Source organism: Novosphingobium sp. CECT 9465, assembly GCF_920987055.1.
Lineage (GTDB): Bacteria > Pseudomonadota > Alphaproteobacteria > Sphingomonadales > Sphingomonadaceae > Novosphingobium.
This window is the reverse complement of record NZ_CAKLBX010000001.1, coordinates 3,663,836-3,689,377: the sequence shown is the minus strand read 5'-3', so window position 1 is coordinate 3,689,377 and position 25,542 is coordinate 3,663,836. Positions and strand designations below refer to the sequence as shown.

General features: G+C 63.0%; 32 protein-coding genes. 17 read left to right on the top strand and 15 right to left on the bottom strand.

Translation table 11 applies throughout. The annotated features are described in order from the left end of the window. Positions 1-26 precede the first annotated feature (26 nt). Positions 27-1,487 carry a sorbosone dehydrogenase family protein gene (locus LUA85_RS18010; RefSeq protein WP_231471666.1) on the bottom strand — a complete coding sequence of 487 codons (1,461 nt, stop codon included), beginning with the start codon at positions 1,485-1,487 and terminating at the stop codon, positions 27-29. A gap of 84 nt (positions 1,488-1,571) precedes the next feature. Between LUA85_RS18010 and LUA85_RS18005 the strand changes: the two genes are divergently transcribed. After that, positions 1,572-2,054, top strand: a complete 483-nt coding sequence (locus tag LUA85_RS18005) for a GAF domain-containing protein (RefSeq protein ID WP_231471665.1) — start codon at positions 1,572-1,574, stop codon at positions 2,052-2,054. 140 nt (positions 2,055-2,194) lie between these two features. Beyond that, entirely contained in the window at positions 2,195-2,887 is a 693-nt protein-coding gene (locus LUA85_RS18000; RefSeq protein ID WP_231471664.1) for a glycine zipper 2TM domain-containing protein, read from the top strand. A gap of 25 nt (positions 2,888-2,912) precedes the next feature. Here the strand turns inward: LUA85_RS18000 and LUA85_RS17995 are convergent, their stop codons facing one another. The 6 genes from LUA85_RS17995 to LUA85_RS17970 form a co-directional block, all read right to left on the bottom strand. After that, entirely contained in the window at positions 2,913-3,854 is a 942-nt protein-coding gene (locus LUA85_RS17995) for a ParB/RepB/Spo0J family partition protein (RefSeq protein ID WP_231471663.1), read from the bottom strand. Beyond that, positions 3,851-4,627, bottom strand: coding sequence for a ParA family protein (locus LUA85_RS17990; RefSeq protein WP_231471662.1), 777 nt, complete (start codon positions 4,625-4,627; stop codon positions 3,851-3,853). Before LUA85_RS17990 ends, LUA85_RS17995 begins: the two co-directional genes overlap by 4 nt. Further along, positions 4,624-5,307, bottom strand: a complete 684-nt coding sequence (rsmG, locus tag LUA85_RS17985) for a 16S rRNA (guanine(527)-N(7))-methyltransferase RsmG (RefSeq protein ID WP_231471661.1) — start codon at positions 5,305-5,307, stop codon at positions 4,624-4,626. The genes LUA85_RS17990 and rsmG overlap by 4 nt, the downstream gene beginning before the upstream one ends. Then, entirely contained in the window at positions 5,304-7,151 is a 1,848-nt protein-coding gene (mnmG, locus tag LUA85_RS17980) for a tRNA uridine-5-carboxymethylaminomethyl(34) synthesis enzyme MnmG (protein ID WP_231471660.1), read from the bottom strand. Before mnmG ends, rsmG begins: the two co-directional genes overlap by 4 nt. Positions 7,152-7,245: 94 nt before the next feature. Beyond that, complete coding sequence (mnmE, locus tag LUA85_RS17975) at positions 7,246-8,541, bottom strand: tRNA uridine-5-carboxymethylaminomethyl(34) synthesis GTPase MnmE (protein ID WP_231471659.1); 1,296 nt, start codon at positions 8,539-8,541, stop codon at positions 7,246-7,248. Positions 8,542-8,572: 31 nt separating this feature from the next. Continuing rightward, a complete protein-coding gene (locus tag LUA85_RS17970) occupies positions 8,573-8,827 on the bottom strand; it encodes a DUF6489 family protein (protein WP_231471658.1) in 255 nt (84 codons plus the stop codon). 117 nt (positions 8,828-8,944) lie between these two features. On the opposite strand from LUA85_RS17970, the gene LUA85_RS17965 reads away from it, so the two are divergent. Both LUA85_RS17965 and LUA85_RS17960 read left to right on the top strand, forming a co-directional pair. Then, on the top strand, positions 8,945-9,643 hold the full coding sequence (locus LUA85_RS17965; protein ID WP_231471657.1) for a dienelactone hydrolase family protein: 699 nt from the start codon (positions 8,945-8,947) through the stop codon (positions 9,641-9,643). Between the two features lie 83 nt (positions 9,644-9,726). Then, complete coding sequence (locus LUA85_RS17960; RefSeq protein WP_231471656.1) at positions 9,727-10,110, top strand: nuclear transport factor 2 family protein; 384 nt, start codon at positions 9,727-9,729, stop codon at positions 10,108-10,110. A gap of 72 nt (positions 10,111-10,182) precedes the next feature. On the opposite strand, the gene rpoZ is transcribed toward LUA85_RS17960, so the two are convergent. The 3 genes from rpoZ to LUA85_RS17945 all read right to left on the bottom strand — a co-directional run bounded on the left by rpoZ (position 10,183) and on the right by LUA85_RS17945 (position 12,838). Continuing rightward, the gene (gene rpoZ, locus LUA85_RS17955; protein WP_231471655.1) at positions 10,183-10,527 is read right to left on the bottom strand and encodes a DNA-directed RNA polymerase subunit omega; all 345 of its coding nucleotides are present in this window, start codon (positions 10,525-10,527) and stop codon (positions 10,183-10,185) included. A 143-nt stretch (positions 10,528-10,670) separates the two neighbouring features. Beyond that, entirely contained in the window at positions 10,671-10,916 is a 246-nt protein-coding gene (locus LUA85_RS21750; protein WP_371823733.1) for a DapH/DapD/GlmU-related protein, read from the bottom strand. A 404-nt stretch (positions 10,917-11,320) separates the two neighbouring features. Then, positions 11,321-12,838 carry a replicative DNA helicase gene (locus tag LUA85_RS17945; protein WP_231471932.1) on the bottom strand — a complete coding sequence of 506 codons (1,518 nt, stop codon included), beginning with the start codon at positions 12,836-12,838 and terminating at the stop codon, positions 11,321-11,323. A 116-nt stretch (positions 12,839-12,954) separates the two neighbouring features. Between LUA85_RS17945 and LUA85_RS17940 the strand changes: the two genes are divergently transcribed. From LUA85_RS17940 to dcd, 4 genes are read left to right on the top strand one after another with little or no spacing between them, the layout of a single operon-like run. Further along, on the top strand, positions 12,955-13,437 hold the full coding sequence (locus tag LUA85_RS17940; RefSeq protein ID WP_231471654.1) for a UPF0262 family protein: 483 nt from the start codon (positions 12,955-12,957) through the stop codon (positions 13,435-13,437). Positions 13,438-13,492: 55 nt separating this feature from the next. Continuing rightward, positions 13,493-14,188 (top strand): glycoside hydrolase family 25 protein, encoded by a 696-nt coding sequence (locus LUA85_RS17935; protein ID WP_231471653.1) that lies wholly within the window; start codon positions 13,493-13,495, stop codon positions 14,186-14,188. Continuing rightward, the gene (locus LUA85_RS17930) at positions 14,185-14,619 is read left to right on the top strand and encodes a cytidine deaminase (RefSeq protein WP_231471652.1); all 435 of its coding nucleotides are present in this window, start codon (positions 14,185-14,187) and stop codon (positions 14,617-14,619) included. Before LUA85_RS17935 ends, LUA85_RS17930 begins: the two co-directional genes overlap by 4 nt. 21 nt (positions 14,620-14,640) lie before the next feature. After that, positions 14,641-15,195 carry a dCTP deaminase gene (dcd, locus tag LUA85_RS17925; protein ID WP_231471651.1) on the top strand — a complete coding sequence of 185 codons (555 nt, stop codon included), beginning with the start codon at positions 14,641-14,643 and terminating at the stop codon, positions 15,193-15,195. An 81-nt stretch (positions 15,196-15,276) separates the two neighbouring features. Here the strand turns inward: dcd and LUA85_RS17920 are convergent, their stop codons facing one another. Then, positions 15,277-15,717 carry a globin domain-containing protein gene (locus LUA85_RS17920; protein WP_231471650.1) on the bottom strand — a complete coding sequence of 147 codons (441 nt, stop codon included), beginning with the start codon at positions 15,715-15,717 and terminating at the stop codon, positions 15,277-15,279. Between the two features lie 76 nt (positions 15,718-15,793). On the opposite strand from LUA85_RS17920, the gene LUA85_RS17915 reads away from it, so the two are divergent. Next, the gene (locus LUA85_RS17915; protein WP_231471649.1) at positions 15,794-16,246 is read left to right on the top strand and encodes an Rrf2 family transcriptional regulator; all 453 of its coding nucleotides are present in this window, start codon (positions 15,794-15,796) and stop codon (positions 16,244-16,246) included. Here the strand turns inward: LUA85_RS17915 and LUA85_RS17910 are convergent. Beyond that, the gene (locus tag LUA85_RS17910) at positions 16,230-16,670 is read right to left on the bottom strand and encodes a hypothetical protein (protein WP_231471931.1); all 441 of its coding nucleotides are present in this window, start codon (positions 16,668-16,670) and stop codon (positions 16,230-16,232) included. The genes LUA85_RS17915 and LUA85_RS17910 overlap by 17 nt on opposite strands. Before the next feature lie 177 nt (positions 16,671-16,847). On the opposite strand from LUA85_RS17910, the gene LUA85_RS17905 reads away from it, so the two are divergent. Further along, positions 16,848-17,843, top strand: a complete 996-nt coding sequence (locus LUA85_RS17905; protein ID WP_231471648.1) for an adenosine kinase — start codon at positions 16,848-16,850, stop codon at positions 17,841-17,843. A gap of 6 nt (positions 17,844-17,849) precedes the next feature. On the opposite strand, the gene LUA85_RS17900 is transcribed toward LUA85_RS17905, so the two are convergent. Beyond that, positions 17,850-19,175, bottom strand: coding sequence for an aminopeptidase P family protein (locus LUA85_RS17900; RefSeq protein WP_231471647.1), 1,326 nt, complete (start codon positions 19,173-19,175; stop codon positions 17,850-17,852). Positions 19,176-19,275: 100 nt separating this feature from the next. Further along, positions 19,276-19,704, bottom strand: coding sequence for a CBS domain-containing protein (locus tag LUA85_RS17895; RefSeq protein WP_231471646.1), 429 nt, complete (start codon positions 19,702-19,704; stop codon positions 19,276-19,278). A gap of 155 nt (positions 19,705-19,859) precedes the next feature. On the opposite strand from LUA85_RS17895, the gene LUA85_RS17890 reads away from it, so the two are divergent. The 7 genes from LUA85_RS17890 to dxs all read left to right on the top strand — a co-directional run bounded on the left by LUA85_RS17890 (position 19,860) and on the right by dxs (position 24,767). Then, a complete protein-coding gene (locus tag LUA85_RS17890) occupies positions 19,860-20,153 on the top strand; it encodes a hypothetical protein (RefSeq protein ID WP_231471645.1) in 294 nt (97 codons plus the stop codon). A 46-nt stretch (positions 20,154-20,199) separates the two neighbouring features. Further along, positions 20,200-20,532, top strand: coding sequence for an iron-sulfur cluster assembly accessory protein (locus tag LUA85_RS17885; protein ID WP_231471930.1), 333 nt, complete (start codon positions 20,200-20,202; stop codon positions 20,530-20,532). After that, the gene (gene xth, locus LUA85_RS17880; RefSeq protein ID WP_371823703.1) at positions 20,529-21,305 is read left to right on the top strand and encodes an exodeoxyribonuclease III; all 777 of its coding nucleotides are present in this window, start codon (positions 20,529-20,531) and stop codon (positions 21,303-21,305) included. The genes LUA85_RS17885 and xth overlap by 4 nt, the downstream gene beginning before the upstream one ends. 90 nt (positions 21,306-21,395) lie before the next feature. Next, entirely contained in the window at positions 21,396-21,578 is a 183-nt protein-coding gene (locus LUA85_RS17875; RefSeq protein WP_231471644.1) for a hypothetical protein, read from the top strand. A 1-nt stretch (position 21,579) separates the two neighbouring features. Next, complete coding sequence (gene msrA, locus LUA85_RS17870; protein WP_231471643.1) at positions 21,580-22,257, top strand: peptide-methionine (S)-S-oxide reductase MsrA; 678 nt, start codon at positions 21,580-21,582, stop codon at positions 22,255-22,257. Between the two features lie 36 nt (positions 22,258-22,293). Then, positions 22,294-22,770 carry a Fur family transcriptional regulator gene (locus tag LUA85_RS17865; protein WP_231471642.1) on the top strand — a complete coding sequence of 159 codons (477 nt, stop codon included), beginning with the start codon at positions 22,294-22,296 and terminating at the stop codon, positions 22,768-22,770. Between the two features lie 74 nt (positions 22,771-22,844). Then, positions 22,845-24,767 (top strand): 1-deoxy-D-xylulose-5-phosphate synthase, encoded by a 1,923-nt coding sequence (gene dxs / locus LUA85_RS17860; RefSeq protein ID WP_231471641.1) that lies wholly within the window; start codon positions 22,845-22,847, stop codon positions 24,765-24,767. Positions 24,768-24,796: 29 nt separating this feature from the next. Here the strand turns inward: dxs and LUA85_RS17855 are convergent, their stop codons facing one another. After that, positions 24,797-25,477, bottom strand: a complete 681-nt coding sequence (locus LUA85_RS17855) for an NnrU family protein (protein WP_231471640.1) — start codon at positions 25,475-25,477, stop codon at positions 24,797-24,799. Positions 25,478-25,542 lie beyond the last annotated feature (65 nt).

Sequence of the window (25,542 nt, the reverse complement as noted above, 5' to 3'; positions counted from 1 at the left end):
CGGCCCCTTCCAGCCAGATTTGCAGGTCAGGGCTTGGGCTTCACCAGGTCTGATTCGGCGTTGGGCTTCATGATGTAGCGTCCGGTGCCCTTGGGCTGCGGCGGTGCAACCCGCTTTGGCAAGGCAACGGGCGCTGCTGCCGGTTGTGCACCCGGAGCGATCACGCGCCAGATCACGCCGCCCGTATCGTCGCTGACCAGCAGCGCACCATCATTGGCGAAGGCGACCCAGGTGGGGCGTCCGCGGGCTTTCTCATCGTCAGTGAGGAAGCCCGTCAGGACCGGGAGCGGCCGCTGCTTCAGCACGTTGCCGCGTTCATCGAAGCCGACGAAGACGACATCGTAGCCCGCCAGTGGACGGCGGTTCCACGAACCATGCCGCGCCACGAAGGCGCCGCTGGCAAACTTTGCGCCCATGCGGTTGCCGCCCTTGGCGAAGGCGAGGCCCAGCGGGGCGACGTGTGCGCCGAGCGCGTATTCGGGCTTGCGCACATATTCCATCAGGTATCGCGGCATCGGTGCTTCGACGCGCCAGTCGATGTTCTTTTTCCAGTAGGCCCACGGCCAGCCATAGTTTGCGCCGAAGGGCACGTTGGTCAGGTAATCGGGAACGAGATCGGGGCCGAGCATGTCGCGCTCGTTCACGGTGGTCCACAATTCCTCGCTGTTGGGGTTCCAGTCGAGGCCGTTGGGATTGCGAAGGCCCCCGGCAAATTCGCGAAGGCGCTTCTTGGTGAAATCATATTCGTGAATCGTCGCACGGCCCTTCTCCGCCTCGATGCCCCCTTCGGCGATGTTCGAGGCCGACCCGACCGTGATGTAAAGCAGGTTGCCATCGGGGCTGAGAATGAGGTTGCGCGCCCAGTGATTGCCGCCACCGGGAAGGTCCACCAGCTTTTCGGGCGTACCCGAAAGTGTCGTCTGGCCCAGTTCATAGGGGAACGAGAGCACGGCGTCGTGATTGGCGACGAGCAGGCGCCCTTCGCGCAAGACCATGCCGAACGGCGATGCCAGTGCGGGATGGTCCAGCGTGAAGCGCTGTTCGGCCGTGCCATCGCCATTGCCATCGCGCAGCAGCACGATCTTGTTCGGCGAAGGTCCGCCCGCGCCCACCTTGCGGAACAGATAGCCCATCACCGCGCCGGTGATGCCGCCACCCTGGCGTGGGGGAGAATTGGTTTCGGCCACCAGCACATCGCCGTTGGACAGGACGACCACGGTGCGCGGATGATCCAGCTTATCGGCAAAGCGGGTGACTTGCAGGCCCTGCGCCGCCACGGGCGTTTCGCCATCTTTCCAGCCGATGGGATCTGCGGTGCGGATGGTCGGGATGGTCTGTTCGTCCGGGTCGGCCAGCTTGGGGCGCGTTCCGGTTGTTTCATCCAGCGTGAATTGTGCGGATGGACCGCGCACGGACCAGGCGATGTAAGCACCGATGATGGCGACGATCACGACCAGCGCGATCAGGATTTTCTTGATCAGGTTCATGGATTTGAATCTATGCCCGGTGCGCGGCAAGGGCAATGCCCCAGAAGGTATGGATTTCGCGGATTTTGCGGTAAGGCATTCGCCATGTTCAGCTTTTCCCCGACGCACGGCCAGAGCATGGCCGAATGCCATGCCGATCTGCTCGAAGCGGCATGTGCCCTGACCGACGGCGAGCCTGATGGCATTGCCAACATGGCCAATGTGGCTGCACTGATCTGGCAATTCCTGCCCGATCTCAACTGGGCGGGCTTCTATCGCTTGGTTGAAGGTGAACTGGTCCTTGGCCCGTTCATCGGCAAGCCCGCCTGCATCCGTATCGCGCTGAACCAGGGGGTGTGCGGAGCGGCGGCTGCAACCGGCGAGACGCAACTGGTGCCCGATGTTCACGCTTTTCCGGGGCACATTGCCTGCGATGCGCAGAGCCGTTCGGAACTGGTGGTGCCGGTGCTGCGCGATGGGCGAGTGATCGCCGTGATCGATCTCGACAGCCCCTCCCCCGCCCGATTTGCGGAGGAGGATGCGCGGGGCATCGAGGCGCTGGCCGGGGCAATTGCCGCGCGTATCTGATTCCTGACCCGATTCGGGACAGCGTATGACTCCGTTGCCCGCCGCCCTTGGATTCCTGCGGCTTGCAATGGTAAGTTTGCGGTTAACAACTGGCGCAAGCTTGCGCCGGTCCCCAGGGGGATACCGCAATGCTTCGCCGCATGAGCCTTTTTGGATTAACTAGCGCCGTGCTGGTTGTCGCTACTCTCGCAGCCTCGCCCGCATTGGCGAACGATCGCCATGGACCGAAGGCCGCGCATCATGGCCAGACTTATGGCAATCAGGCCTACGGTCAGGGTCCGATCTATTACCCGCCGATGGTCGGCGCGCCCTGGCCGACCACGGTGATGGCGCAGCCTTATGCCTACCCGCAGCAGGCCTACCCGCAACAGGCTTACCCTGCTCCCGATCCGCGCTGGGCGGAGATGGAAGAGCGCTGTCGCAAGGTCTATGGCGACAAGGGCATTGGCGGGGCCTTGCTTGGAGGTCTTGTCGGCGGCGTGATCGGCAATCGCGTGGCAGACGGCAATCGTACACTCGGCACGGTTGCCGGGGCAGCAGTTGGCGCTATTGCGGGGACCGCGATCGACAAGGCCGAAGACCGCGACTTGCGCCGTGAGTGCGACGATTATGCCCGATCGGTACAGGCGCAAGGTTCCTACGGCTATGGTGCGCCTGGCGGCTATGCGCCCTATGGTTATGTCATGGTTCCGGTGATGCTTCCGCCGCAGAAGCCCTGCGTGGAAACCACGGTCGTGACCGAACGCTGGGTGGATGTGCCGGTGCGCCGCCGCTCGGCCCCGCGCCGCGCACCGACCAAGCGGATCAAGGAAAAGCGCGTCTATACCGGGTGAGACAGGGACTTCGGCACCTGTCCGGTCAGAACTCACCCCCGGTCAGGCGCTGACAGATCAGGTCAAGCTGATCGAGGGTCTTGTAGCGAATCGTGACCGCGCCAGTCGTCGGGTCGGCGTCGGCAGCAATGGTCACCTTCAGGCCGAGAAAATCTTCGAGATGCTGCTGGATTGCAGCGATGTCTGCCTGGCCGAACGGGTCCTTGGCCGCCCTCGCCTGCCGCCTGCCTGATTCCGGGCGACTGGCCTTGCGCGCCAGCTTTTCAACATCGCGCACCGAAAGCCCCTTGGCAGCGGCATCGCGCGCAAGTCCGGTGGGATCGGGCGCGTTGATCAGCGCGCGGGCGTGACCCATCGACAATTCATCGCGCACCACCATATCGAGCACATCATCGGGCAGGCCAAGCAGGCGCATCATGTTGGCGACATGACTGCGCGATTTGTCGACGAACTTGGCGATTTCCTGCTGAGTCAGGCCTTCGCTGTCGGCAAGCCTTTGATAAGCCCGCGCTTCTTCAACCGGATTGAGATCCTGGCGTTGCAGGTTTTCGATCAGGGCCAGCGCTGCGACTTCGCGCTCGTCCAGCTTGCGGACAATGGCGGGAATCTCGTGCACTTGCGCGATCTGCGCCGCACGCCATCGCCGCTCACCCGCAACAAGCTGATAGCGATTGCCACCAAGCGGGCGGACGATGACTGGCTGGATCACGCCGCGTGCAGCGATCGATTGCGCCAGCTCTTCCAGCGCCTCTTCATCAAAATGGCGGCGCGGTTGTTCGGGATGCGGTTCGATCGCGGCGACGGCAAGCATGGCGAGGCCGCCATCGCGCACACCGTCACTCCCTGATACCGAGACGCGGGAAAGCGGTTCTTCGCGGCGAACCTCACCCATCAACGCGCCAAGACCGCGGCCAAGACCGGACCGTCGCGCGGGGACCTGCGTTTTCACTGCATCCTCGCCGCTCATGCCGCAATCCTCCGTTCGGGCAGGCGCGCAATCAACTCGCGCGCCAGTTTCATGTAGGCCTGCGATCCTGGGCAGGCATGGTCATAGATCAGCGCCGGAAGCCCATGGCTGGGCGCTTCGGACAGGCGCACGTTGCGCGGAATCACGGCATCGAACACCAGATCACGCAGGCATGAGCGCACGTCGTCAGCCACCTGATCGGTCAGGCGATTACGTCGATCGAACATGGTCAGCACGATGCCGAGAATGCCGAGATCGGCGTTGAAGCGTTCCTGCACACGCTCGACCGTTTGCAGAAGCTGGCTCAATCCTTCGAGCGCGAAGAATTCACACTGCAAGGGGACCAGAATCGAATCGGCTGCAGTCAGCGCGTTGAGCGTGAGCAGGCCGAGCGAAGGGGGGCAATCGATCAGGCAGATTTCGTGCCCGGTATCTTCGGCGAGCACTTTTTGCAGGCGATGGGTGCGGTCCTCGACCGTCACCAGTTCCACCTCGGCCCCGGAGAGATCGACCGTGGCAGGTACAATATCGAGGTTGGGAATGCGCGTCGGCATCAGACAGTCGGACACGCGCGCCTGATCGATCAGCAAATCATAGGATGAACGCTCGCGCTCTGCTGCTGAAATGCCGATGCCGGTCGAGCAGTTGCCCTGCGGATCGAGATCGATCAGCAAGGTTTTCCAGCCCGTTGCTGCAAGGGCGGTGGCAATATTGATCGCCGTGGTGGTCTTGCCCACCCCACCCTTCTGATTTGCGACCGCGATAGTAATCATGAACGCCTGGCCTTTTTCGTGGATCGGGACGCGACAGCGGCAGGCTTCCCTTCCAGCAAGCGACCAACGATGATCCCGGCTCCGGGATCGGTCAACGATTGTTCCACGTGAAACACATGGCGCCATGATTCGGGAAGCACATCCAGTTCATGCTGTGCGCCGGCCCCTTTGGGCAACAGCCAAAGCGTGTCCGGTGTGGAAAACCGGGCAGAAAGCGTCACGAGTTTGTCCAATGGGGCAAATGCCCTCGCAGAGATCACCGCGTGAGCGCTTGTTGGCAAGTCTTCCACGCGCGCGAGAATGACTTCGGCATTGGAAAGGCTCAGCGCATCGACAGCGCGTTGCAGCCATTCAGTGCGCAAGCGACGCGAGTCCACCAGTTTGACATGACGTTCGGGTTGAAGCGCGGCGATCACCAGGCCGGGAAAGCCTGCCCCCGTGCCAAGATCGATCCATTCCCCTTGCGGCAATGTTCCACGTGAAACATCAAGGAGCTGTGCGGAGTCGACAATGTGGCGTTGCCAGACATGTGGCAGCGTGCCCCGCGCGACAAGGTTCTGGCGTTCGTTTTCCTCCAACAGCAGATCGATCAATTGGGAAAGTCGTGCCATGCCTGCATCGTCCGCACCCAGGATATCGCGAAGCCAGCCCTGGGCCTCAGCTTCGGTGGCGATGGTCATGCGGCAACCCTGCGGCGGGCATGGACCAGCAGACTGGCGAGCGCAGCGGGGGTAATTCCCGCAATGCGTCCGGCGGCGGCAAGCGTATCAGGCTGGGCCTTTTCAAGGCGCTCGACCATTTCGCGCGACAGGCCGGGGATATCCGCAAACGGGAACCCGTCGCCCAGCGGTACAGAGTCAGACGCGCGCAGATCGCGCAGTTCGGCGTCTTGCCGGGCAAGATAGGGGGCGTAGGCCGCATCCTCCTCAACCTCCTCGGCAAGCAGCGGATCGATCTCCCCTTCCCCAATCCACGACCGAAGGCTGGCAAGGGAGACTTCAGGGAAGCGCAGCCATCCGGTCAGCGGACGGCGCGTCCCTTCCGTTCGAACGGCAATGCCGTGACGGTTGAGTTCGGTCGATGTCGCTTCCTGTTGGAGCGATGCTTCAAGCATGGCACGGGCTGCGCTGCGCTGTTCGAACCATTCGCGACGGTGATCGCCGATGCAGCCGACGGCGAGGCCAAGCGGGGTCAGGCGTGTGGACGCGTTGTTGGCGCGCAGGCGCAGCCGGTATTCCGCGCGGGCGGTGAGCATGCGGTATGGCTCGCTCACGCCGTGCAGGGTCAGGTCATCGATCATCACCGCCATGTAGCTGTTGGCGCGATCGAGGTCTGGCGCCTCCCGCCCCAGAACGACGGCAGCTGCTGACATTCCGGCGACCAGGCCTTGTGCCGCCGCTTCTTCATAGCCTGTCGTGCCGTTGATCTGGCCCGCGCAATAAAGGCCGGGCATGGCCTTCACTTCAAGACTGCGGCGCAAGGCGCGTGGATCGATGTGATCGTATTCCACGGCATAGCCGGGCACAGTGATCTCCGCCTGCTCCAGACCCTCCATTGACCGCACCATGGCAATCTGGATATCGGTGGGGAGCGAGGTGGAGATGCCGTTGGGATAGACTGTCCGGTCATCCAGCCCTTCCGGTTCTAGGAAGACCTGATGGCCATCACGGTCGCCAAAACGATGGATTTTGTCCTCAATCGACGGACAATAGCGCGGGCCGAGCGCGTCGATCGCGCCTGTGAACAGCGGCGATTGGTCAAGTCCGCTGCGGATTATGTCGTGAGTCCGCGCATTGGTGCGGGCGATGGCGCAGAACACTTGCGGCAGCGGGCGCGTGGTGTTGAGTGGCGACATGGTCCACGGTTCGGCATCGCTTGGTTGTTCGGGCAGGCGCGCCCAATCGATGGTGCGGCCATCGATGCGCGGGGGCGTACCGGTCTTGAGCCGCGCCATCGGCAGATCGGCGTCGCGCAATTGCCCGGCGAGCCGATGGGCGGCATCTTCGCCAATGCGGCCACCTTCCATCCGTTCTTCGCCCCGGAACAGGCGCCCGCCAAGGAACGTGCCGGTGCACAGGACCACGGCTTTGGCATGCAGGGCGGTGCCGTCTGCCAGATCGAGACCTGTGACCGTGCTGCCATGAAGCCGCAGCGCCGCCGCTTCCCCGCCAATCACGGTAAGGTTCGGCTGGGCGGTAATCATCTGCTGGATCGCGGCCTTGAAGCGCTTGCGATCGGCCTGGACGCGCGGTCCCTGTACGGCGCTGCCCTTCGAACGGTTGAGCATGCGGTAGTGAATTGCGCCCGCATCGGCAGCGCGGGCGATAAGACCGTCAAAGGCGTCAACCTCGCGCACGAGGTGCCCCTTCCCCAATCCACCTATGGCCGGATTGCAACTCATCGCGCCAATGGTTTGCGGATCGAACGAGACCAGCGCGGTGCGCGCGCCCATCCGTGCAGCAACACTCGCTGCCTCAACGCCGGCGTGCCCGCCGCCGACCACTATGATGTCGAACTGGTGCATGGGGCCGCGTTACGCGAGTTGGAGATTCGCGTCAAAGATTTGGATTGGTGGCAGGCAGTGTTTCACGTGGAACATTGTGCGTGAAGATGGATGTTCACTTGCCGATGCAGAAGCGGCCGAACAGGGCGTCGAGCATGTCTTCGGTGCCGGTGCGACCGACGAGCGCATCGAGCGCGCGGCGGGCGAGCCGGAGGTGTTCGGCGGCGAGCAGTGGATCGGTGTGGGCGCAACTGTCGGCAAGCGCGGAGGCGACGTCGGAAAGCAGGGCATGCTGGCGCTGGTTGAGGGCTGCTTCGCCGGGAGCGGGGAGTGCGTTGCGCGCGTAAGCCACAAGGGCTTCGCGGAACGGGGCCATGCCCTCGCCCGTGTGAGCGGAAAGGCGCAGGCCGTTGGACTTGGCCGGTGCATGCGGCGCATCGCATTGCGCGGCAATTTCCCAGAGCGGGCGTCCGTGCGGTCCCTGTCCTTCGGGGCCGAGCCAGAGGATCAGGTCCGCGCGCTCTGCTGCGGCGCGGGCGCGGGCGATGCCGATGCGCTCGATCTCGCCAGCTCCTTCATCGCGCAGTCCGGCGGTGTCAACGAACGTGAACGCGATGCCGTCGAGCGCGCAGGAATGCGTCAGGACATCGCGCGTGGTGCCCGGCTCAGCGGCGGTGATCGCGGCCTCGTGATCGACGAGCGCATTGAACAAGGTGGACTTGCCCGCGTTGGGCGGCCCGGCGAGGACGACGCGAAAGCCCTCTTTCAAGGGTTCGGCGCGGGGGCGGGACAGCCATGATTCAAGGTCATGCAGAAGCGCGGTGCAGTCTGCTGTGAAGCCGCTGGGCAGTGCCGACTCCCCTTCTCCGACATCATCTTCGTCCGAAAAGTCGAGCGCTGCTTCGAGCCTTGCCGACAAGTGCAGCAAGGCATCGCGCCATCGGGCCACCTCGCGCGAGAGCGCACCATCGGCCATGGCGAGAGCCGCGCGGCGTTGCAGTTCGGTTTCGGCAGAGAGCAGATCGGCAAGACCCTCGGCTTCGGCGAGGTCTATCCGGCCATGGGCAAAGGCGCGGCGGGTGAATTCGCCAGGCTGGGCGCGGCGCAAGCCGGGAACTTTCGCGAGGGCGGATTCGACGGCCGCGACGACTGCGCGGCCGCCGTGGAGATGCAGTTCGGCGCTGTCTTCGCCCGTGGCGGTGCCCGGCCCCGGAAGCCACAGGATCACGGTCCGATCCAGCAGGGTGTTATCCTGCGGATCGCGCAGTGTGGCGAGAGTGGCGCGGCGCGGGGGCGGAAGCTTCCGCGCGAGCGCTTCGAGTGCGGACCCGGATTGCGATCCGCTGATGCGGATCACCGCAATTCCGGCGGGGGGCTGGCCAGAGGACAAGGCAAATATCGTGTCGGTCACGGCCTCCCCCTACAGGATCATCCGGCGCGCGTCAGGCCTTCGGTTTCTTTCCGGTGAATGCCCCCATGCCGCCCTGTTCCATAACCTGCTGGAAAAGCTTGAGGCCCATTTCCCCCATCGGTGCGACCTGCTTGATATAGCCCTGCAACTGTTCGATGCTGGTCACGCCCTGCATCGCCTTGGCGATGTTGTCGACATACAGCTCATTGGCCTTGGAAACATCGGGAAGGCCGAGAAAGCGGCGCGCTTCTTCCGGGGTACAATCGACTTCCACCGTCATTTTCATGGGAGCATCCTTCACCAATCGTCGTTGAGGCAACAGTGTCATGCAAGCTTGGCAAAGTCCACGGTCGGGGCCAACATGGCATCAGACCAAAGATACCAGTGCACAGGATGAGCGATCATGGGCGAGAATATCACGTTTGCAGCGATGCACGATGAAGGCGAAATTCCGGGATATCTTGCCGTGCCGGAAGGACCGATCCGCGCGGCGATCATCGTCGTGCCCGAAATTTTCGGTGTAAATCCCGGTATCCGTCACAAGTGCAAGGTCTGGGCCGATCTTGGCTATATGGCATTGGCGCCGGATATCTTCTGGCGGTTTGCGCCTGGCGTCGAACTGGACCCGGACGTGCCGGAGCAGATGGAAGAGGCATTCGGATATTTCGGGCAATATGATCCTGACAAGGGCGTGCAGGATATCGAGGCGGCGATTCGCTTTCTGCGGGACTATGAAGGGATATCGAAGGTCGGGCTGGTCGGCTTCTGCCTTGGCGGGCGGATGGCCTATATGACGGCGACCCGTACCGATATCGATGCTTCGGTGGGCTATTATGGCGTGATGATCGACCAGATGCTGGGCGAATCGCACGCGATCGCCAATCCGTTGATGCTGCACATTCCTACCGCGGACCATCTTGTCAGTGCAGAGGCACAGGCGGCGATCCATGCCGCGCTCGACCCCCATCCGAAGGTCACGCTGCATGATTACGCGGGCTTGGACCACGGGTTCGCGGCGGAAATGGGAAAGCGCCGCGATGAACAGGGCGCGGAACTGGCTGATCGCCGGACGCGTGATTTCTTCGCCCGCTATCTGGGATAACGCACGGACGGGTTGCGCCGGATCAATGCCGCGCCGCCTGCCTTGCTCCACTGTTCGATCACCAACCTGACGGGAGACGTGGCATGAAACTGGGACTGGCAGCGTGGCACCGCTATATGTTGGGCAGCGATCCAGCTCTTCTGGATGAACTGGTCGCCGATGATGCGGTGTTTCATTCACCGGTGGCCCACACCCCGCAGGCCGGACGCGAGAAGGTGCTGATGTACCTGACGGCAGTGGGCCAGGTCTTCGGCAATGGCACTTTCCGTTATGTGCGCGAGCTGGTCGACGGGCCGGAGACGTGCCTGGAATTCGAGTGCGAGATAGACGGGGTGAAAGTGAATGGCATCGATCTGATCCGCTTCGATCTGGAGGGGCGGATCGTCGACTTCAAGATGATGGTGCGCCCGTTGGAGGGGATCAACAAGGTCTGGGATCTGATGGCGGTGGAACTGGAAAACACCTGAAGGCCGCTTGCGACAAAAAAGCCCGCAGTCTGCACTGCGGGCTTTTTGCCAAAACAGTGATTTCGCTTGAAATCAGCCGTCGTAGTCAGCGCCGAGCGACGTGTTGCGCACTGGCGCCGCAGCGGTGATGCGCAGAGCTTCGGCCGACTGCGAGAGCGAGCCGATTTCATCGACTTCGTCATCATCGTCAGGCAGGACGCGTTGCAGCGACTGGATCAGGTTTTCCTTGAGCACCGTTGGACGGATAGTTTCTTCTGCGATTTCGCGCAGCGCGACGACCGGGTTCTTGTCGCGATCGCGATCGACGGTCAGTTCCGAACCGCCGGAGATCGCGCGGGCGCGCTCTGCCGCAAGAAGGACGAGATCGAAACGGTTGGGAATCTTGTCGACGCAATCTTCGACGGTAACGCGCGCCATCCGGGCACTCCGATATACTGGTAAAGATGGAAAGAACGGCTGCTAGGCCGCAGTTGTGGAAAAGTCAAGGATTTGCCGTGATCCCCAGGAATGTCAGCATGACCCGGCAATGCGGGAAGATGGCAGAGCGGAAGCACACTGTCCTATCTTCTGATCCAGTCATCCGAACACTGGACCTGCCCGATCAGGCGCGCGGGATTTCCGCCGATGATGGACCGTGGCGGAAAGGACTTCGTCACGACCGCGCCGGCGCCGACCACGCTATGATCGCCGATTTCCACGCCGGCAAGGATAAGGCATCGGTTGGCCAGCCAGACGTTTCTGCCGATTCGGACGCGGGCTACGCGCGGGAGAGAGCCTTCGCTGATCTGATGATAGTTGTTGTCCATGATCTGGACACTGTCACCGATCAGGCAATGGTCTCCGATTTCAACGTCACTGAAACTCTCGATGCTGCAACCGTTGTTTATGAAACATCGCGCTCCGATCGACAGGCGCGCCCCACCCCGGATGATGATCCGTATGGTGCCATACAACGAGCGGAAGCTGATACGGGAACCAAGATAGAGATCACCGTCAGGAACGATGAATGGCGAACGACCTTCGATCACGACCCGGTCGGCGACTTTAACGCCCTTGAATCGGAGCAGTACGGAAACAACAAGTCCCTTGATCGCTCGCTGGTATCGTTCGATCTTGTGTCTCATGGTCGGCACGATAACGCGGTGCAATACCTTGTCCATATATACAGAAAGGCGGCATGCCCGAATTGGGCCATGGCAGACGAAATCTGCTATTCATCACTTCCGTAAGAGTTGGCGCGCAGATCATCCGGCGCGAGGTCGCTGAAGCGGGTGACCTTGGCTTCGAAGCGCAGGCGGACCTTGCCGGTGGAGCCATGGCGTTGCTTGGCCACGATCAGTTCGGCAAGGCCGTAGACGCGCTCCATTTCCGCCTGCCATGCGGCGTGGGCTTCCTGCGTTTTTGCATCGTCGCTGCCTTGGGGCACCTTGGGTTCCTTGGCCGCGACGTAGTAATCCTCGCGGAAGACGAACCACACCATGTCGGCGTCCTGCTCGATCGAGCCTGATTCACGAAGGTCTGACAGCATCGGGCGCTTGTCGTCGCGCTGTTCGACCGCACGGGACAGCTGTGACAGGGCAATCACCGGAACCGACAGTTCCTTGGCCAAGGTCTTCAATCCGCGGGAAATTTCCGAGATTTCGTTGACGCGATTATCGCCAGAGCGGCCCGAACCCTGCAAGAGCTGAAGGTAATCGACCACGATCAACCCGATATCGTGGCGGCGCTTGAGACGGCGGGCGCGGGCGCGCAGTGCGCCTATGGTCAGCGCCGGGGTATCATCGATATAGAGCGGCAATTCCGCCAGACGCTGGCTGGCGAAGGAAAGCTGCTGGAAATCCTCACGGCTGATGCGGCCCATGCGCAGCGCTTCGGAACTGATGCCCGATTGTTCGGCAAGGATACGCGTGGCGAGCTGGTCCGCGCTCATTTCCAAACTGAAGAAAGCAACGCCCGCGCCAACCGAATCCTTGAGCGCGATGCCATCGTCCATGTCGCGGCGCAGGCGGTCTGCCGCATTGAACGCGATGTTGGTGACGAGCGAGGTCTTGCCCATGCCGGGGCGCCCGGCGAGGATGATCAGGTCCGAATCATGCAGGCCACCGATCTTTTCGTTGACTGAGGTGAGGCCCGTGGTCTTGCCTGAAATGTGGCCGCCCGAAAGCAGCGCCTTTTCGATCATCTCAAGCGATGTGCGGGTGGCTGCGCCGAAGCTTTGCGCCTCGCTGCCGGTCTGCGCGCCTTCGGCCACGGCATAGAGCGCGGCTTCGGCTTTTTCGACTTGTTCGAGCGGGGCGACCGAATCGCTGGTATCGAGCGCACCTTCGACAAGATTGCGCCCGACGGTGATGAGTTCGCGCAGCAGGGCGAGGTCATAGACCTGTTCGGCCAGCTCGCGCGGATTGAGCAGGCCCTGCCCGTCAGCCGTGAGGCGCGCGAGATAGGCGGTGCCGCCCAGTTCCTTGAGACCTTCATCGGTTTCGAAATAGGGCTTGAGCGTGACCGGCGTGACCACGGCCTTGCGATCAATCAGGGCCTGGATACGTTCGTAAACCCGGCCATGCACGGCGGCGAAGAAGTGCTCCGGCTTCAGCGGGGTTTGCAGTTCTTCGAGAATGCGATTGTCGATCAGGACCGCGCCGAGGAAGGCGGCTTCGGCTTCGACGTTGGAAGGAAGGGCGCGAATCTCGGACGGTTCGCGGGACAGGATGGCTTCGCTGGCTGACATGACGCGCACTGTGCCCGACCGGGTGACCGGGGGCAACGGGCCAGGGTTGTGGATAGCGGGGAGGGAATCGGTAAAATCCTTGCCCGCGCGTTTCGCCTCTGCAACACAGGGCATTCATGGGCGACCCGCGCATCTCGCATATCGAGCTGGACGAAACGACGATTATCAGGCGAAATGCCGATATCGAGCAGGAGCGCCGCATCGCGATCTTCGACCTGATCGAAGAAAACACGTTCAAACCATTGCGCGCATTCGAGGCTGGCCATGCAGGCCCTTACCGGCTGAAGCTTGCCGTGGATGACGGGCGGCTGGTCATGGCGATGGCGGACGAGGCCGGAACCGCGCTGGAAACGGTGATTCTGGGGCTTGGCCGGTTCCGGCGGCCAATTCGCGAATATTTCGCAATCTGCGACAGTTACTATCAGGCGATTCGCAAGGCCACCGCGACCGAGATAGAAACCATCGACATGGCCCGCCGCGGTGTTCACAACGAGGCAGCTGAAATGCTGCTGGAGCGGCTGGATGGCAAGATCGAAACCGATTTCCCGACCGCGCGGCGGCTCTTTACCCTGATCTGCGTGCTGCATATCAAGGGATGACATAAATCCCGGCATGATTCTGCCGAAGTGAATATCGGGGCGCGCAAACTTCATCATGGCGAAGAAACGAAACACGGCGCGAAGGCGCATGGCTGCGGCATTGCTGCTGCTGGCGCTGATCGCGGCGGGATTTGCCTGGTGGAAGGCGCGCACATGGTTGCCGGATCGTGCCGACTATCCCGTGCAGGGCGCGTGGTTGAGCGATGACGATGGCGCGGTAGACTGGCGGCTGTTGCGGGCAGCGGGTGCCGACTTTGCCTATCTTACCGCCAGCGAAGGCGTTGCCATGCGTGATGGCGCCTTTGCCGAGGGCGTCGAGGCGGCGCGTGGGCGCGGGATGCAGGTCGGCGCGGTGCATGTCTATGATCTGTGCGCCCCGGCTGGGGCACAGGCGGCGAATTTCGTGACGGTGGTGCCGCGCGATCCTGAATTGCTGCCGCCAGCCATCGCACTCGACATCGATTCGCGAACCTGCCCCGAAGCGCCGGGCGAGGCGCAGATGCAGAGCGAATTGACCACCTTCCTCAATCAGGTGGAAAAGCATGCCGAAAAGCCGGTGATCCTGATGGTTTCGCGGGGACTGGAGCAGCGGTATCATCTGGCGGCCGTGATCGACCGCAACATCTGGGTTTCGCAGGATTTCATCGCGCCGGGCTACGCCGGACGACCGTGGGTGATGTGGACGGCGACCGCGCGCCTGCGGCTGAAAGCCGCGCCGGGGCCGATACGCTGGGTGGTGGTCCAGCGATGAGCGATGTTCTGACCGATCGCCGCGCAGACCTGATCGCGGCCGCGCGCCGGGCGATGGGTTCCGCCTATGCGCCCTATTCAGGCTTTCATGTTGGCGCCGCGCTGCTGTTCGACGATGGGGCGATCGTGACAGGGGCGAATTTCGAAAACGCCAGTTACGGTCTCTCGCTCTGTGCCGAGACCGTCGCCTGTTCGATCGCCGCCCACGCCGGGCGCCGCGGTGGTTTGCTGGCGGTAGCGGTGCTGGGCGGCATGGCTGGCCGGGTGGATGCGGCGATCAGTCCCTGCGGGCGGTGCCGCCAGATACTCAATGAACTGGCAGCGCTGGGCGCGACCGATCCGCTGGTGCTCTGCGTGGGCGAAACCGAGGTGGTGGAAATGCGCCTGTCAGTGCTATTGCCCAACGCATTCGGGCCGGCGAGCCTGAACTGAACCGACTCCGGGGGAGCAACTTTGTCCATTCTTTCCGACAAGTGGATTCGCGAGCACGCGCTGAGCGAGGGCATGATCGAGCCTTTTGTCGAGAGCCAGAAGCGTGATGGGTGCATCAGCTATGGGCTTTCGTCCTATGGCTATGACGCGCGCGTGGCCGACGAGTTCAAGATCTTCACCAATGTCGATTCGGCGATCGTGGACCCCAAGAATTTCGACGGGGCGAGCCTGGTCGATCGCAAGACCGATTGCTGCGTGATCCCGCCCAATTCGTTCGCGCTGGCCCGCACGGTCGAATATTTCCGCATCCCGCGTGATGTGCTGGTGATCTGCCTTGGCAAGAGCACTTATGCGCGCTGCGGGATCATCGTGAACGTAACCCCGCTGGAACCGGGCTGGGAAGGCCACGTGACGCTGGAATTTTCCAACACCACCCCCCTGCCCGCCAAGATCTATGCCAACGAAGGCGCGTGTCAGTTCCTGTTCCTGAAAGGGAACGAGCCGTGCGAGGTCAGCTATGCCGACCGTGCGGGCAAATACATGGGCCAGCGCGGGGTGACGCTGCCCAAGCTGTAAGGGCCAAGTTCCAAGGAAACACCCGCTGGCTACCGTAGGGAGCGGTAGCCGGCGGGCAGTCGCCAAAGCCTGAGCGGGGGCTTAGGCTTTGGCGTAAGCCTCTGCTTCGGCGGCAATCAGGATATCGGCGAGCATCCAGTACGCCTCGCCCCATGCGGCGAGAACTTCGTCGGTGGCGACATCCGCGCCGAGCACTTCGCGAATGGCGGGCAGCAGGGCTTGCGCCACCAGCGGATAGTGTTCTGCCTTCACGCCGGTTTCGACATGGCGGGCGACCATGCGGTTGACCGCCGGACCGAGGTTCTCAAGCTTGTCGATATTTCTGGCGTAGGCGAGGATTGCGCCTGCGAGGCGGCGGGGCTGTTCGCCGCTTTCCTGCGCTGCACGATCGAACATGGCGGCGACATCGGGATCTTGAAACAGGCGTGCGTACATGGCGGTGGTGATCGCAACGCCGTGCTTTTCAATGGCAGGGGCGGTTGCCTTGACGATCGACTTGGCGTGTTCGGAAGCGGTGCGCATGCGGTATCTCCAATCAGGTAAATACTGGTATTTAATCTACTTGATTAAATCAAGCAGAAATTCGACATTGGCGATCATGCAATTGACCCAGCATACCGATTTCGGATTGCGCCTGCTGATCGTGCTGGCGCGCAAGGGCGGCGCGGTGTCTCTCCCTGCGTTTTCGGCCGAGCAGGGATTGAGCTATCACCATGTCGCCAAAGTGGCGCAGGCGCTGGTCAGCGAAGGGTTTGCCAAGTCCCAGCGCGGGCGCAGTGGCGGGATCGCGCTGGCACGGGATGCTGCGGATATCCGCGTGGGCGATGTCGTGCGCAGGCTTGAGCGTGGGTTGCGTCTGGCCGATTGCGCCAGTTGCGCGCTCAAGGCCGATTGTGCGCTGAGCAGCGTTCTGGCCGAAGCGCTGGCGGCGTTTCTCGGTGTGCTTGACCGCTATACGCTGGCGGACGTATCGCGCGAAGGGGTACCGGCGTTTGCGCCGTGGAGCCTGGCCCCGCCCTCCCCCGGATGCGCGGTTACGGAGCCTTCCTGAGCGCGGCGACGCAAGCCGCGCGATCAACCTCGCGGCCATCGCCGCGCCGGGCATCGACATATGTCGCGGTGGGGCGTGATGCGCCTTGCTGCGGATAGAGGTAGATGTCGAGGATGCAGGCAGGGCCGGTCCACTGCATCTTGCGCGAATCATCCTCTATCAGGTGGAGCCGCGGTGTGCCGAAGACCTTGCCCAGTTGCAGCGCATCGGCACCGATCACGCCTTCAAGGCCGGGAATCATCAGCACTTGCGCCGATGGCCGCGTGACCGGCGCCGGGCGTGGTACGGTGGTGCGGACAGGGGGCGGAGCCGAGCGCACCGGGGCCTTGCCGCCCGATGGCATGCCGCTGCCGCCGCAAGAGGCGAGCGCAAGCGCCGCAAGCGCGACAGCGAAGCGATGGGGGACGAAGCGGTGGGGAACCATGATCACGCTGCGGGAATGGAGCGCCCGTGCGCTTTGGTCAACGCTGCTGCCAACCACCGGGCGCATCGCCAGTGCAGTCCGGCGCTGATCGCATGCGCTTGCCGCAGTCCGGCGAAGCCGCTAGGCCCGCCGCGAAATCACCCTGAAATACTGCCCTTGCACGGAGCCACAGCGCAAATGTCCGAACCGCTTTATGACGTCATCGCCATCGGCAACGCCATCGTCGATGTCATGGCGCCCTGCGATGATGCCGAAATCGCGACGCTGGGGCTGGCCAAGGGCGGGATGACCCTGGTCGACACGGACCGCGCCCGCGAACTCTACGATGCGATGGGTCCTGCGCGCGAGATTTCGGGCGGTTCTGCGGCCAATACGCTGGCGGGCCTGGCCGCGCTCGGCGCAAAATGCGCGTTCATCGGCCAGGTTGCAGACGACCAGCTGGGCGAAGTTTTCGCGCATGACATTCGCGCCGGGGGAATCGCGTTCGACACGGCGGCGCGCACGGACGAACCGCCGACCGCGCGCTGCCTGATCTTCGTGACGCCCGACGGGCAGCGCACGATGAACACGTTCCTGGGGGCCTCGCAATTCCTCCCCGCCGAAGCGCTGGACGATGCGACCATCGCGGCGGCAAGTGTGCTTTATCTCGAAGGCTATCTGTGGGACCCGGAAGAGCCGCGCAAGGCGATGCGTCGCGCGATTGCCGCTGCGCGCGGGGCCGGGCGCAAGGTCGCGTTCACGCTGTCCGATCCTTTCGTGATTTCGCGCCATGGCGATGATTTCCGCGCGCTGATCGAAGCTGGGCAAATCGACATCCTGTTTGCCAACGAACACGAGCTGGCCGCGCTGACCGGGATTGACGATTTCGACGCAGGACTGGCGCATCTTTCCGCAAAAGTGCCGACCGTGGTCGTCACCCGCAGCGAAAAGGGCGCCCACGCGATGAGCGGGGGCGAACATGCCCATGTGCCTGCCGAGCCGATCGCCAGGGTGATCGACACGACAGGCGCGGGCGATCTGTTTGCCGCCGGATTCCTGTTTGGCTACGTGCGGGGCAAGCCACTGGCCGCGAGTCTGACGCTGGGGGCTATTTGCGCGGCGGAAGTGATCTCGCACTATGGCGCCCGTCCCGAAGCGGACCTCCAGGCACTGGTCGCAACGCGTTTGGGGTAAGCGCCGTCACCGCGCCATGAAGGCTTCGATTTCGTCGACCGTGCGTGGGATGCCAGTGCTGAGGCGTTCGGCGCCTGTGGCGGTGACGAGGTAGATGTCCTCGATGCGGATGCCTTGGTTGAGGGGCTGGTTGTAGAGGCCGGGCTCGATGGTCAGGACCGCGCCTGCGGGCAGTGGCTTGGCGTAATCGCCAGCATCGTGCACATCGAGACCGACGAAATGGCCGAGGCCGTGGGTGAAGTCATCAATGCGTCCTGCCCTGCGGAACACAGCGCTGGCGGCTTCGGTCATGTCCTCGTGCATCACGCCTGCCTTGAGCATCCGCGCGGCGGCGTCCTGCGCGGCAAGAACCAGTTCGTAATCGGCGCGTTGCTGCGTGGTGAATTTGCCCGATGCGGGGAAAGTGCGAGTAACGTCGCAGGCATATGTGCCAACAGCGGCGGCGGCATCGATCAGGACCAGATCGCTGGCACCGATCTCCGCATTGCCATGGGCATAATGGAGCGAGGCGGCGTTGCGTCCGGTGGCGACGATGGAATCGTAGGACAGCCCTTCCCCGCCGCCTTCGCGAAAGCCGGTTTCGAGGATTGCGGTCAACTGGCGCTCGGTCATGCCGGGACGGACGGCCTTCATCGCGGCGAGGTGGCCTGCTTTCGTGGCGGCGGTGGCGCGGCGCATCAGATCAAGCTCGCGCGGTTCCTTGACCGTGCGCAGCGCGGGCAGCAGCGCGCTCTGGTCCTTTAGCGTGCATCCGGGCACGCGTGCCATTACGCGGTTGTAGAGGTCAAGCGCCGCCGGGACCGGGCTGGAGGCGCTGGCGATCGGTCCCATGAAATGCAGGGTGCGGCTGCGCGCGGCCATGCCGGTAACCAGCGCATCGAGGCCGGATGTGCGGCGCACCCGCTGGATGCCGGTGCGCGCCTCGATCTGCGAGCCGAGCGGCAGACGTTCCACATCCCAGCGTTCGGTTTCGACATCGCGCGAAGGCAGCAGCAGGAATTCGCGATAGAGGCGCTCTGCCGGGGCAAGGACCAGCACCGCGCCGGGTTCATCGACGATGCCGGTAAGCCACGCGAAATCGCCGCTCTGATGGAACGGCGGGCTGACCGGTCCGCTGGTGGCCCCACGCTTCGCGCCATGGATGACCGCGACGCCGTCCTTGAGCGTGGCCATCAGGCGGGCGCGGCGTTCACGATAGACGTCGGCGGCAAAGGGGAATGTGCCCGAAGGCGTGGCGAAGCCTGAAGGGGGCAGGACTTGCGCGCGGACGGTGGCGGCAAGCGCGGCGGTGGCGGCAGCTCCGGTCAGCACGGTGCGGCGGTTGAAATGCATGAATCTCCCCTTCGCGCGAAACCGTAGATGGTTTCAGATGAAAGGGGAGAGAGTTTCGACGAACGACGGCAATGCGAGGCACTGCCACCGGGCGCTGGGATCAAGCCTGCTGGATATAGACCCGCATCGCGTCGGCTTCTGCCTCGATCTTGTCGATGCGGTGCTTGACCAGATCACCGATGGAAACGAAGGCGACCATCTTTCCGCCCTCGACCACGGGCAAATGGCGGAAACGACGCTGGGTCATCAGGGCCAGCGCTTCGAGCACACTGGTTTGCGGGGTGATGGTGATGACCGGCGCGGTCATCATGTCGCGCACTTTCATGTGCAGCGCGGCTTCACCGTGCTTGTGCAGGCAGCGCATCATGTCGCGTTCTGAAAATATCCCGGCCACGCCGATGTCGCCATCGCGCACGGGAAGCGCGCCGATCCGGTGCGTGGCGAGCATATCGACCGCATCCGACACCGAATCGTCGGCGCTGCAGCTCCACACTTCGCTGCGTCCGGCAATGACCTGTGCAATCGTCATGGCATCCTCCATCCTGTTACCGGTCACATGCGCCTATGGGCGTCTTGCGTTCCGCTTGTCTCCCTGCTGGATCATGCCACCGATCCGGCCGTTGCGAAAGCACTTGCCTCCACCATTTCCCCGCCACTATTCGCGATGCGAAAAGGACCATATCGATGGCAGGCCGATCCCCCCTGGACGATCCGCACAACGCAAGTTTCGCGTGGGCGCGCTATCGCTTGCTGATGAAGTGGATGGGCGGGTTCACCGCAGCGGTGGTGATACTGGTTCTGGCGCTGTTGTATTCGTGGATCGGGTTCGTTTCGGTCCATTTCTACATCGCCACGGCGTTGGGTGTCGGACTGACGATCATGCTGATGGCGGCGCTGATGGGGCTGGTGTTCCTGTCCAGCGGGACCGGCCATGATGAATCGATCCTCGACCCGCTGGAGGATGAGCGGAATCGTTGACGTCTCGGACGTTGAGGTTTGGCGCTATCGCTCCTATCTTGGGTCCATGTCCGAACCTGTCATCTCGCTCGCTCCCAGCGCCGCCGCGCGCGTGGCCACCATTGCCGCCAAGCAGGCGAAGCCTGCGATCCTCCGGCTTTCGGTAGAGGGGGGCGGCTGTTCGGGCTTTCAATACAAATTCGGTCTCGCCGATGCACCCGAAGCGGATGATACGGTTACCGAAACCGATGGTGTGAAGCTGCTGGTCGATTCGGTCAGCCTCGACCTGCTGGAAGGCAGCGTGGTGGAATATGTCGAATCGCTGGGCGGCGCGGCCTTCCGGGTGAGCAACCCGCAGGCGGCTTCGGGGTGCGGGTGCGGGTCCAGCTTCGCGATATGATCAAGGTTGCATCGTTCAACATCAACGGGATCAAGGCCCGCCTGCCGCGCCTGCTCGAATGGCTGGAGGAAACCCGGCCCGGCATCGCCTGCCTGCAGGAGATCAAGACGCAGGACGAAGGCTTCCCGGCGGCCGAGTTCGAGAAGATCGGCTATCATGCGATCTGGCACGGACAGAAGGGCTTCAACGGCGTGGCGATCCTTGCCGATGGGCAAAAGCCTGTGGAAGTGCAGCGCGGGCTGGCCGGGGAGCCGGAGGACGAGCATTCGCGCTATCTTGAAGCCGACGTCTTCGGCCTGCGCGTGGTGTGCATCTATCTGCCCAACGGCAATCCGCAGCCGGGGCCGAAGTTCGATTACAAACTGCGCTGGATGGAGCGGCTGCGCGCCCGGATGAAGGCGATTGCGGCGGAGGAAGTGCCGGCAATGGTGATCGGCGATTACAACGTGATCCCCGAAGACAAAGACACCTATTCGGTCAAGGCGATGGCCGATGATGCGCTGATGCAACCCGGATCGCGCGATGCCTATCGCCGGTTGCTCAATGACGGGTGGACCGATGCGATCGACACGCTCAACCCGCAGGGCGGGGTGTGGACGTTCTGGGATTATCAGGCGGGCGCGTGGCAGCGCGATCACGGATTCCGCATCGATCATGCCCTGCTTTCGCCCGAACTGGCAGACCGGATGGTGAGCGCGGGCGTGGACAAGGACTATCGCGGGCGCGAAAAGGCCAGCGATCATGCGCCGGTGTGGGTGCAACTGCGAGCCTGACTCGGCCTGTCGCACATGCGCAACGGCCTGCTGAATGATTCTCGGAATAGGCGAACGCCTGTGCATGGCGTCACTGCACGTTAAGGCAGCATGCGCCATGCAGGCCACGACGATACGAAAACACGACAAGAAAGCACGACCATGGGCCTGTTCAAGCCTGACTTTTTCCGCTCGCTGGCCTTTGGTTTCCTGATGGGGGCTGCCGTCATGGGCATGACCGCCGGAGCCACCGCCTTTGCCTCTTCGTCCACCACACAGCAGGTTGCACAGTAACATGAAGCGTCCGATCCTTGCCGTCCTGACAGCGGTGGGGATCATGACCGCCGCTTGCCAGCAGCCCGCTCTGGCCGAAGGCGTGATGGCTACGCCCGCTGCGGCGGTGCAGGCCAACGAGGCGCCGGGCAAGAAGGTCGCGGTGTTTGCAGGCGGCTGCTTCTGGGGCATCGAGGCGGTGTTCAGCCATCTGAAGGGCGTGAGCAGCGTCGTATCGGGCTACCACGGCGGATCGAAGAAGGATGCCGATTACGACACTGTCGGAAACGGGCGTACCGGCCATGCCGAAGCCGTGCGGGTGACGTACGATCCTTCGAAGATCCGCTACGATCAGCTTCTGCGCGTGTTCTTTGCGGTGGGCGCCAACCCCACGCAGCTCAATTACCAGGGACCGGACCACGGATCGCAATACCGCAACGCGCTGGTGCCGCTGGACAAGGAACAGGCGCGGGTTGCGGCGGGGTATCTAGCCCAGTTGAAGCGACTGGATCTGTGGAAGCAGCCGATCGTGACGACGGTGGAGCCTTACAAGGCGTTCTACCCGGCCGAAAGCTATCATCAGGATTTCATGGCGAACAACCCGGACCACGGCTATATCCGCCGCTGGGACGCGCCCAAGGTCACGGCGCTGAAGCGGATGTTCCCCGATCTGTACAAGCCGATCTTCACGCGCAACTGATTTGCGCTGGTGCGGCAGGCCCCCTATCTAGGGATCATGTCAGGCCACCATCACCATCACGATTTCGCTGGCGAGAAGCTGGTCCTTGCTGCGCGCGACGCCTTGGTGGCGGCGGGCGAGCAATGGACCGATATGCGCTCGGATGTGTTCGAAGCCCTCGCCGGGTGTGAAAAACCCGCCTCGGCCTATGACATTGCCGAAAGCGTCGGCACCGGCCGGGGCAAGCGGGTTGCAGCCAATTCGGTATATCGCATCCTCGACCTTTTCGTGCGGACCAATCTGGCGCGGCGGGTGGAAAGCGCGAATGCCTATGTTGCCAACAGCCATCCCGGCTGTCGCCACGATTGCATCTTCCTGATCTGCGACGTGTGCGGATCGGCCGTGCATATCGATGACGACCGGCTGACCGGGGCGCTGCGGCAAGCCGCGCAATCGGCCGGCTTTGCCGAAGTACGGCCCGTCGTGGAGATTCGCGGGCACTGCGCCGAATGCGCCAGGGGCGAGGCGCTGTGAGGCGGCATTTCGGGCAGCTTGAATCCGGCTGATCGTGTTCGACACCGGCTTTGCACATGTGTAAGGGCAGTGGGATGAGTCCAGAACCGGCAACCCCGTTGCTAGACACCGTCAGCACGCCCGCAGATCTCCGCAAGCTTGCGCCATCGCAGCTCCGCCAATTGGCGGACGAACTGCGCAGCGAAATGATTTCCGCCGTCGGGACGACTGGCGGCCATCTCGGTTCAGGGCTGGGTGTGGTGGAGCTCACCGTTGCGCTGCACTATGTGTTCGATACGCCGGTAGACAGGCTGGTATGGGACGTGGGCCACCAGGCCTATCCGCACAAGATCCTGACCGGCAGGCGCGACCGCATTCGCACCTTGCGGCAGGGCGGCGGGCTTTCGGGCTTTACCAAGCGCAGCGAAAGCGAATACGATCCGTTCGGCACCGCGCATTCCTCGACCTCGATCTCCGCTGCACTCGGCTTTGCGATCGCCAACAAGCTGACCGACCGCCCCGGCAAGGGCATCGCGGTGATCGGCGATGGCGCGATGAGCGCAGGCATGGCCTATGAGGCCATGAACAACGCCCAGGGCGCGGGCAATCGGCTTGTCGTTATCCTGAATGACAACGACATGTCGATCGCGCCCCCGGTGGGCGGGCTTTCGGCCTATCTCGCGCGGCTGGTATCGTCGCGTCCGTTCCTGAGCCTGCGCGAAATCGCGCGGCGCCTTTCGCGCAAATTGCCACGTCCGCTGCACGAAGCCGCCCGCAAGACCGACGAGTTCGCGCGCGGCATGGCCATGGGCGGCACACTGTTCGAGGAACTGGGTTTCTATTATGTCGGCCCTATCGACGGGCACAATATCGAACAGTTGATCCCGGTGCTGGAAAACGTGCGCGATGCTGCCGAAGGGCCGTGCCTGATCCACGTGGTGACGCAGAAGGGCAAGGGCTACGGTCCGGCCGAAGCGGCGGCTGACAAGTATCACGGCGTCCAGAAGTTCGATGTGGTGACGGGCGAGCAGGTCAAGGCCAAGGCCACCGCGCCCGCCTATCAGAACGTGTTCGGCGAGACGCTTTCCATGCTGGCGGACAGCGATCCGCGCATTTGCGCGATCACCGCTGCCATGCCCGGCGGTACGGGCGTGGACAAGTTTGCCAGGGCGCACCCTGAACGCACCTTCGATGTGGGCATTGCCGAACAGCACGCGGTGACCTTTGCAGCAGGGCTTGCCGCCGAAGGCATGCGCCCGTTCTGCGCGATCTATTCCACGTTCCTGCAACGCGCGTTCGACCAGGTGGTGCATGATGTCGCGATCCAGAACCTGCCGGTGCGCTTTGCGATCGATCGGGCGGGGCTGGTGGGTGCCGATGGCGCAACCCATGCCGGATCGTTCGACATCACGTACCTTGCCACGCTGCCCAATCTGGTGGTGATGGCGGCGGCTGACGAGGCGGAACTGGTTCACATGACCTATACCGCCGCCTGCCACGATAGCGGGCCGATTGCCTTCCGCTATCCGCGCGGTAACGGCACCGGCGTTGCCATGCCCGCCGTGCCTGAGCGGCTTGAAATCGGCAAGGGCCGGATCGTGCGGCACGGCACCAAGGTTGCGTTGCTTTCGCTCGGCACACGGCTGGCCGAGGCGCTCAAGGCGGCGGACCAGCTGGAGGCCAAGGGCCTTTCCACCACGGTTGCCGATTTGCGCTTTGCCAAGCCGCTGGACGAAGCGCTGATTCGCCAGTTGATGACCACGCATGAAGTTATCGTCACGGTCGAGGAAGGCTCCATCGGAGGGCTTGGCGCCCACGTGCTGACCATGGCGAGCGACGAGGGCCTGACCGATGCAGGCCTGAAGATCCGCACGATGCGCCTGCCCGACGTGTTCCAGGACCACGACACGCCGGACAAGCAATATGACGAGGCGGGTCTCAATGCGCCGAACATCGTCGACACAGTGCTGAAGGCGCTGCGGCATAACAGCGCCGGGGTCAGCGAAGCGCGGGCCTGAATGGTTCGCGCGCGCAAGGTCATCAGGCTCTAACGGAACAGCAGCCAGAGACCTGCCGGGATGCCGAACAATTCCCAGTGCAGCGTCGTGGCGAGAAACCACAAGACCACGGCGATCAGCCACACGATGCCGATTCGTCCGAACTGGCGCACATCCGGCCAGAACGTGGTGCGGCGCTGCCATGGCCCGAATTCGCGATTGTTCTGCGCCACTTTGCGCTTGTCCTGAAAGTGCGATCCAAGCAGTGCGATAAGAATGATCGAACCCATGAAAATGAACATGCGCAATTCGGGGGCCACGATGATGTGCCCGATCGCCCACAAGCTGAATGCCCACATCATCGGGTGACGGGTGATTTTGAACACCCCGGTCGGGATGACAGTGCCAAGGCCTGCCGCCTTGACGCCGGGCAGAGCCGGATTGCGGACGAAGGATGGCAGCAGCAACGCCAGTGAAACGATCGTCAGCACACTGCCCAGCAGCCAGGGCAATGGATGAGTGCCGTCCCATACAGGCGTGGTTGACAAGGCGCGGTCAAACGCGACGATGCCCCAAGTAAGAGTGCAAAGCGAAACCATCGAATAGAATAGCGCGAAGCCCTGTTCGCGCATGGCAGATACAAGTGTCCGTCGCAGCGGGCCTGACATCAGGAAGTGTGAAAGAACGAAACTGGCCATCGCTATGGTCAGATGGATGTGGGTGTTGTCCACCGGCCTCACCTTTCCTACCCGAACAATTCTATTGTTGTTATCGGGACTACATCTCTAAGCATTTG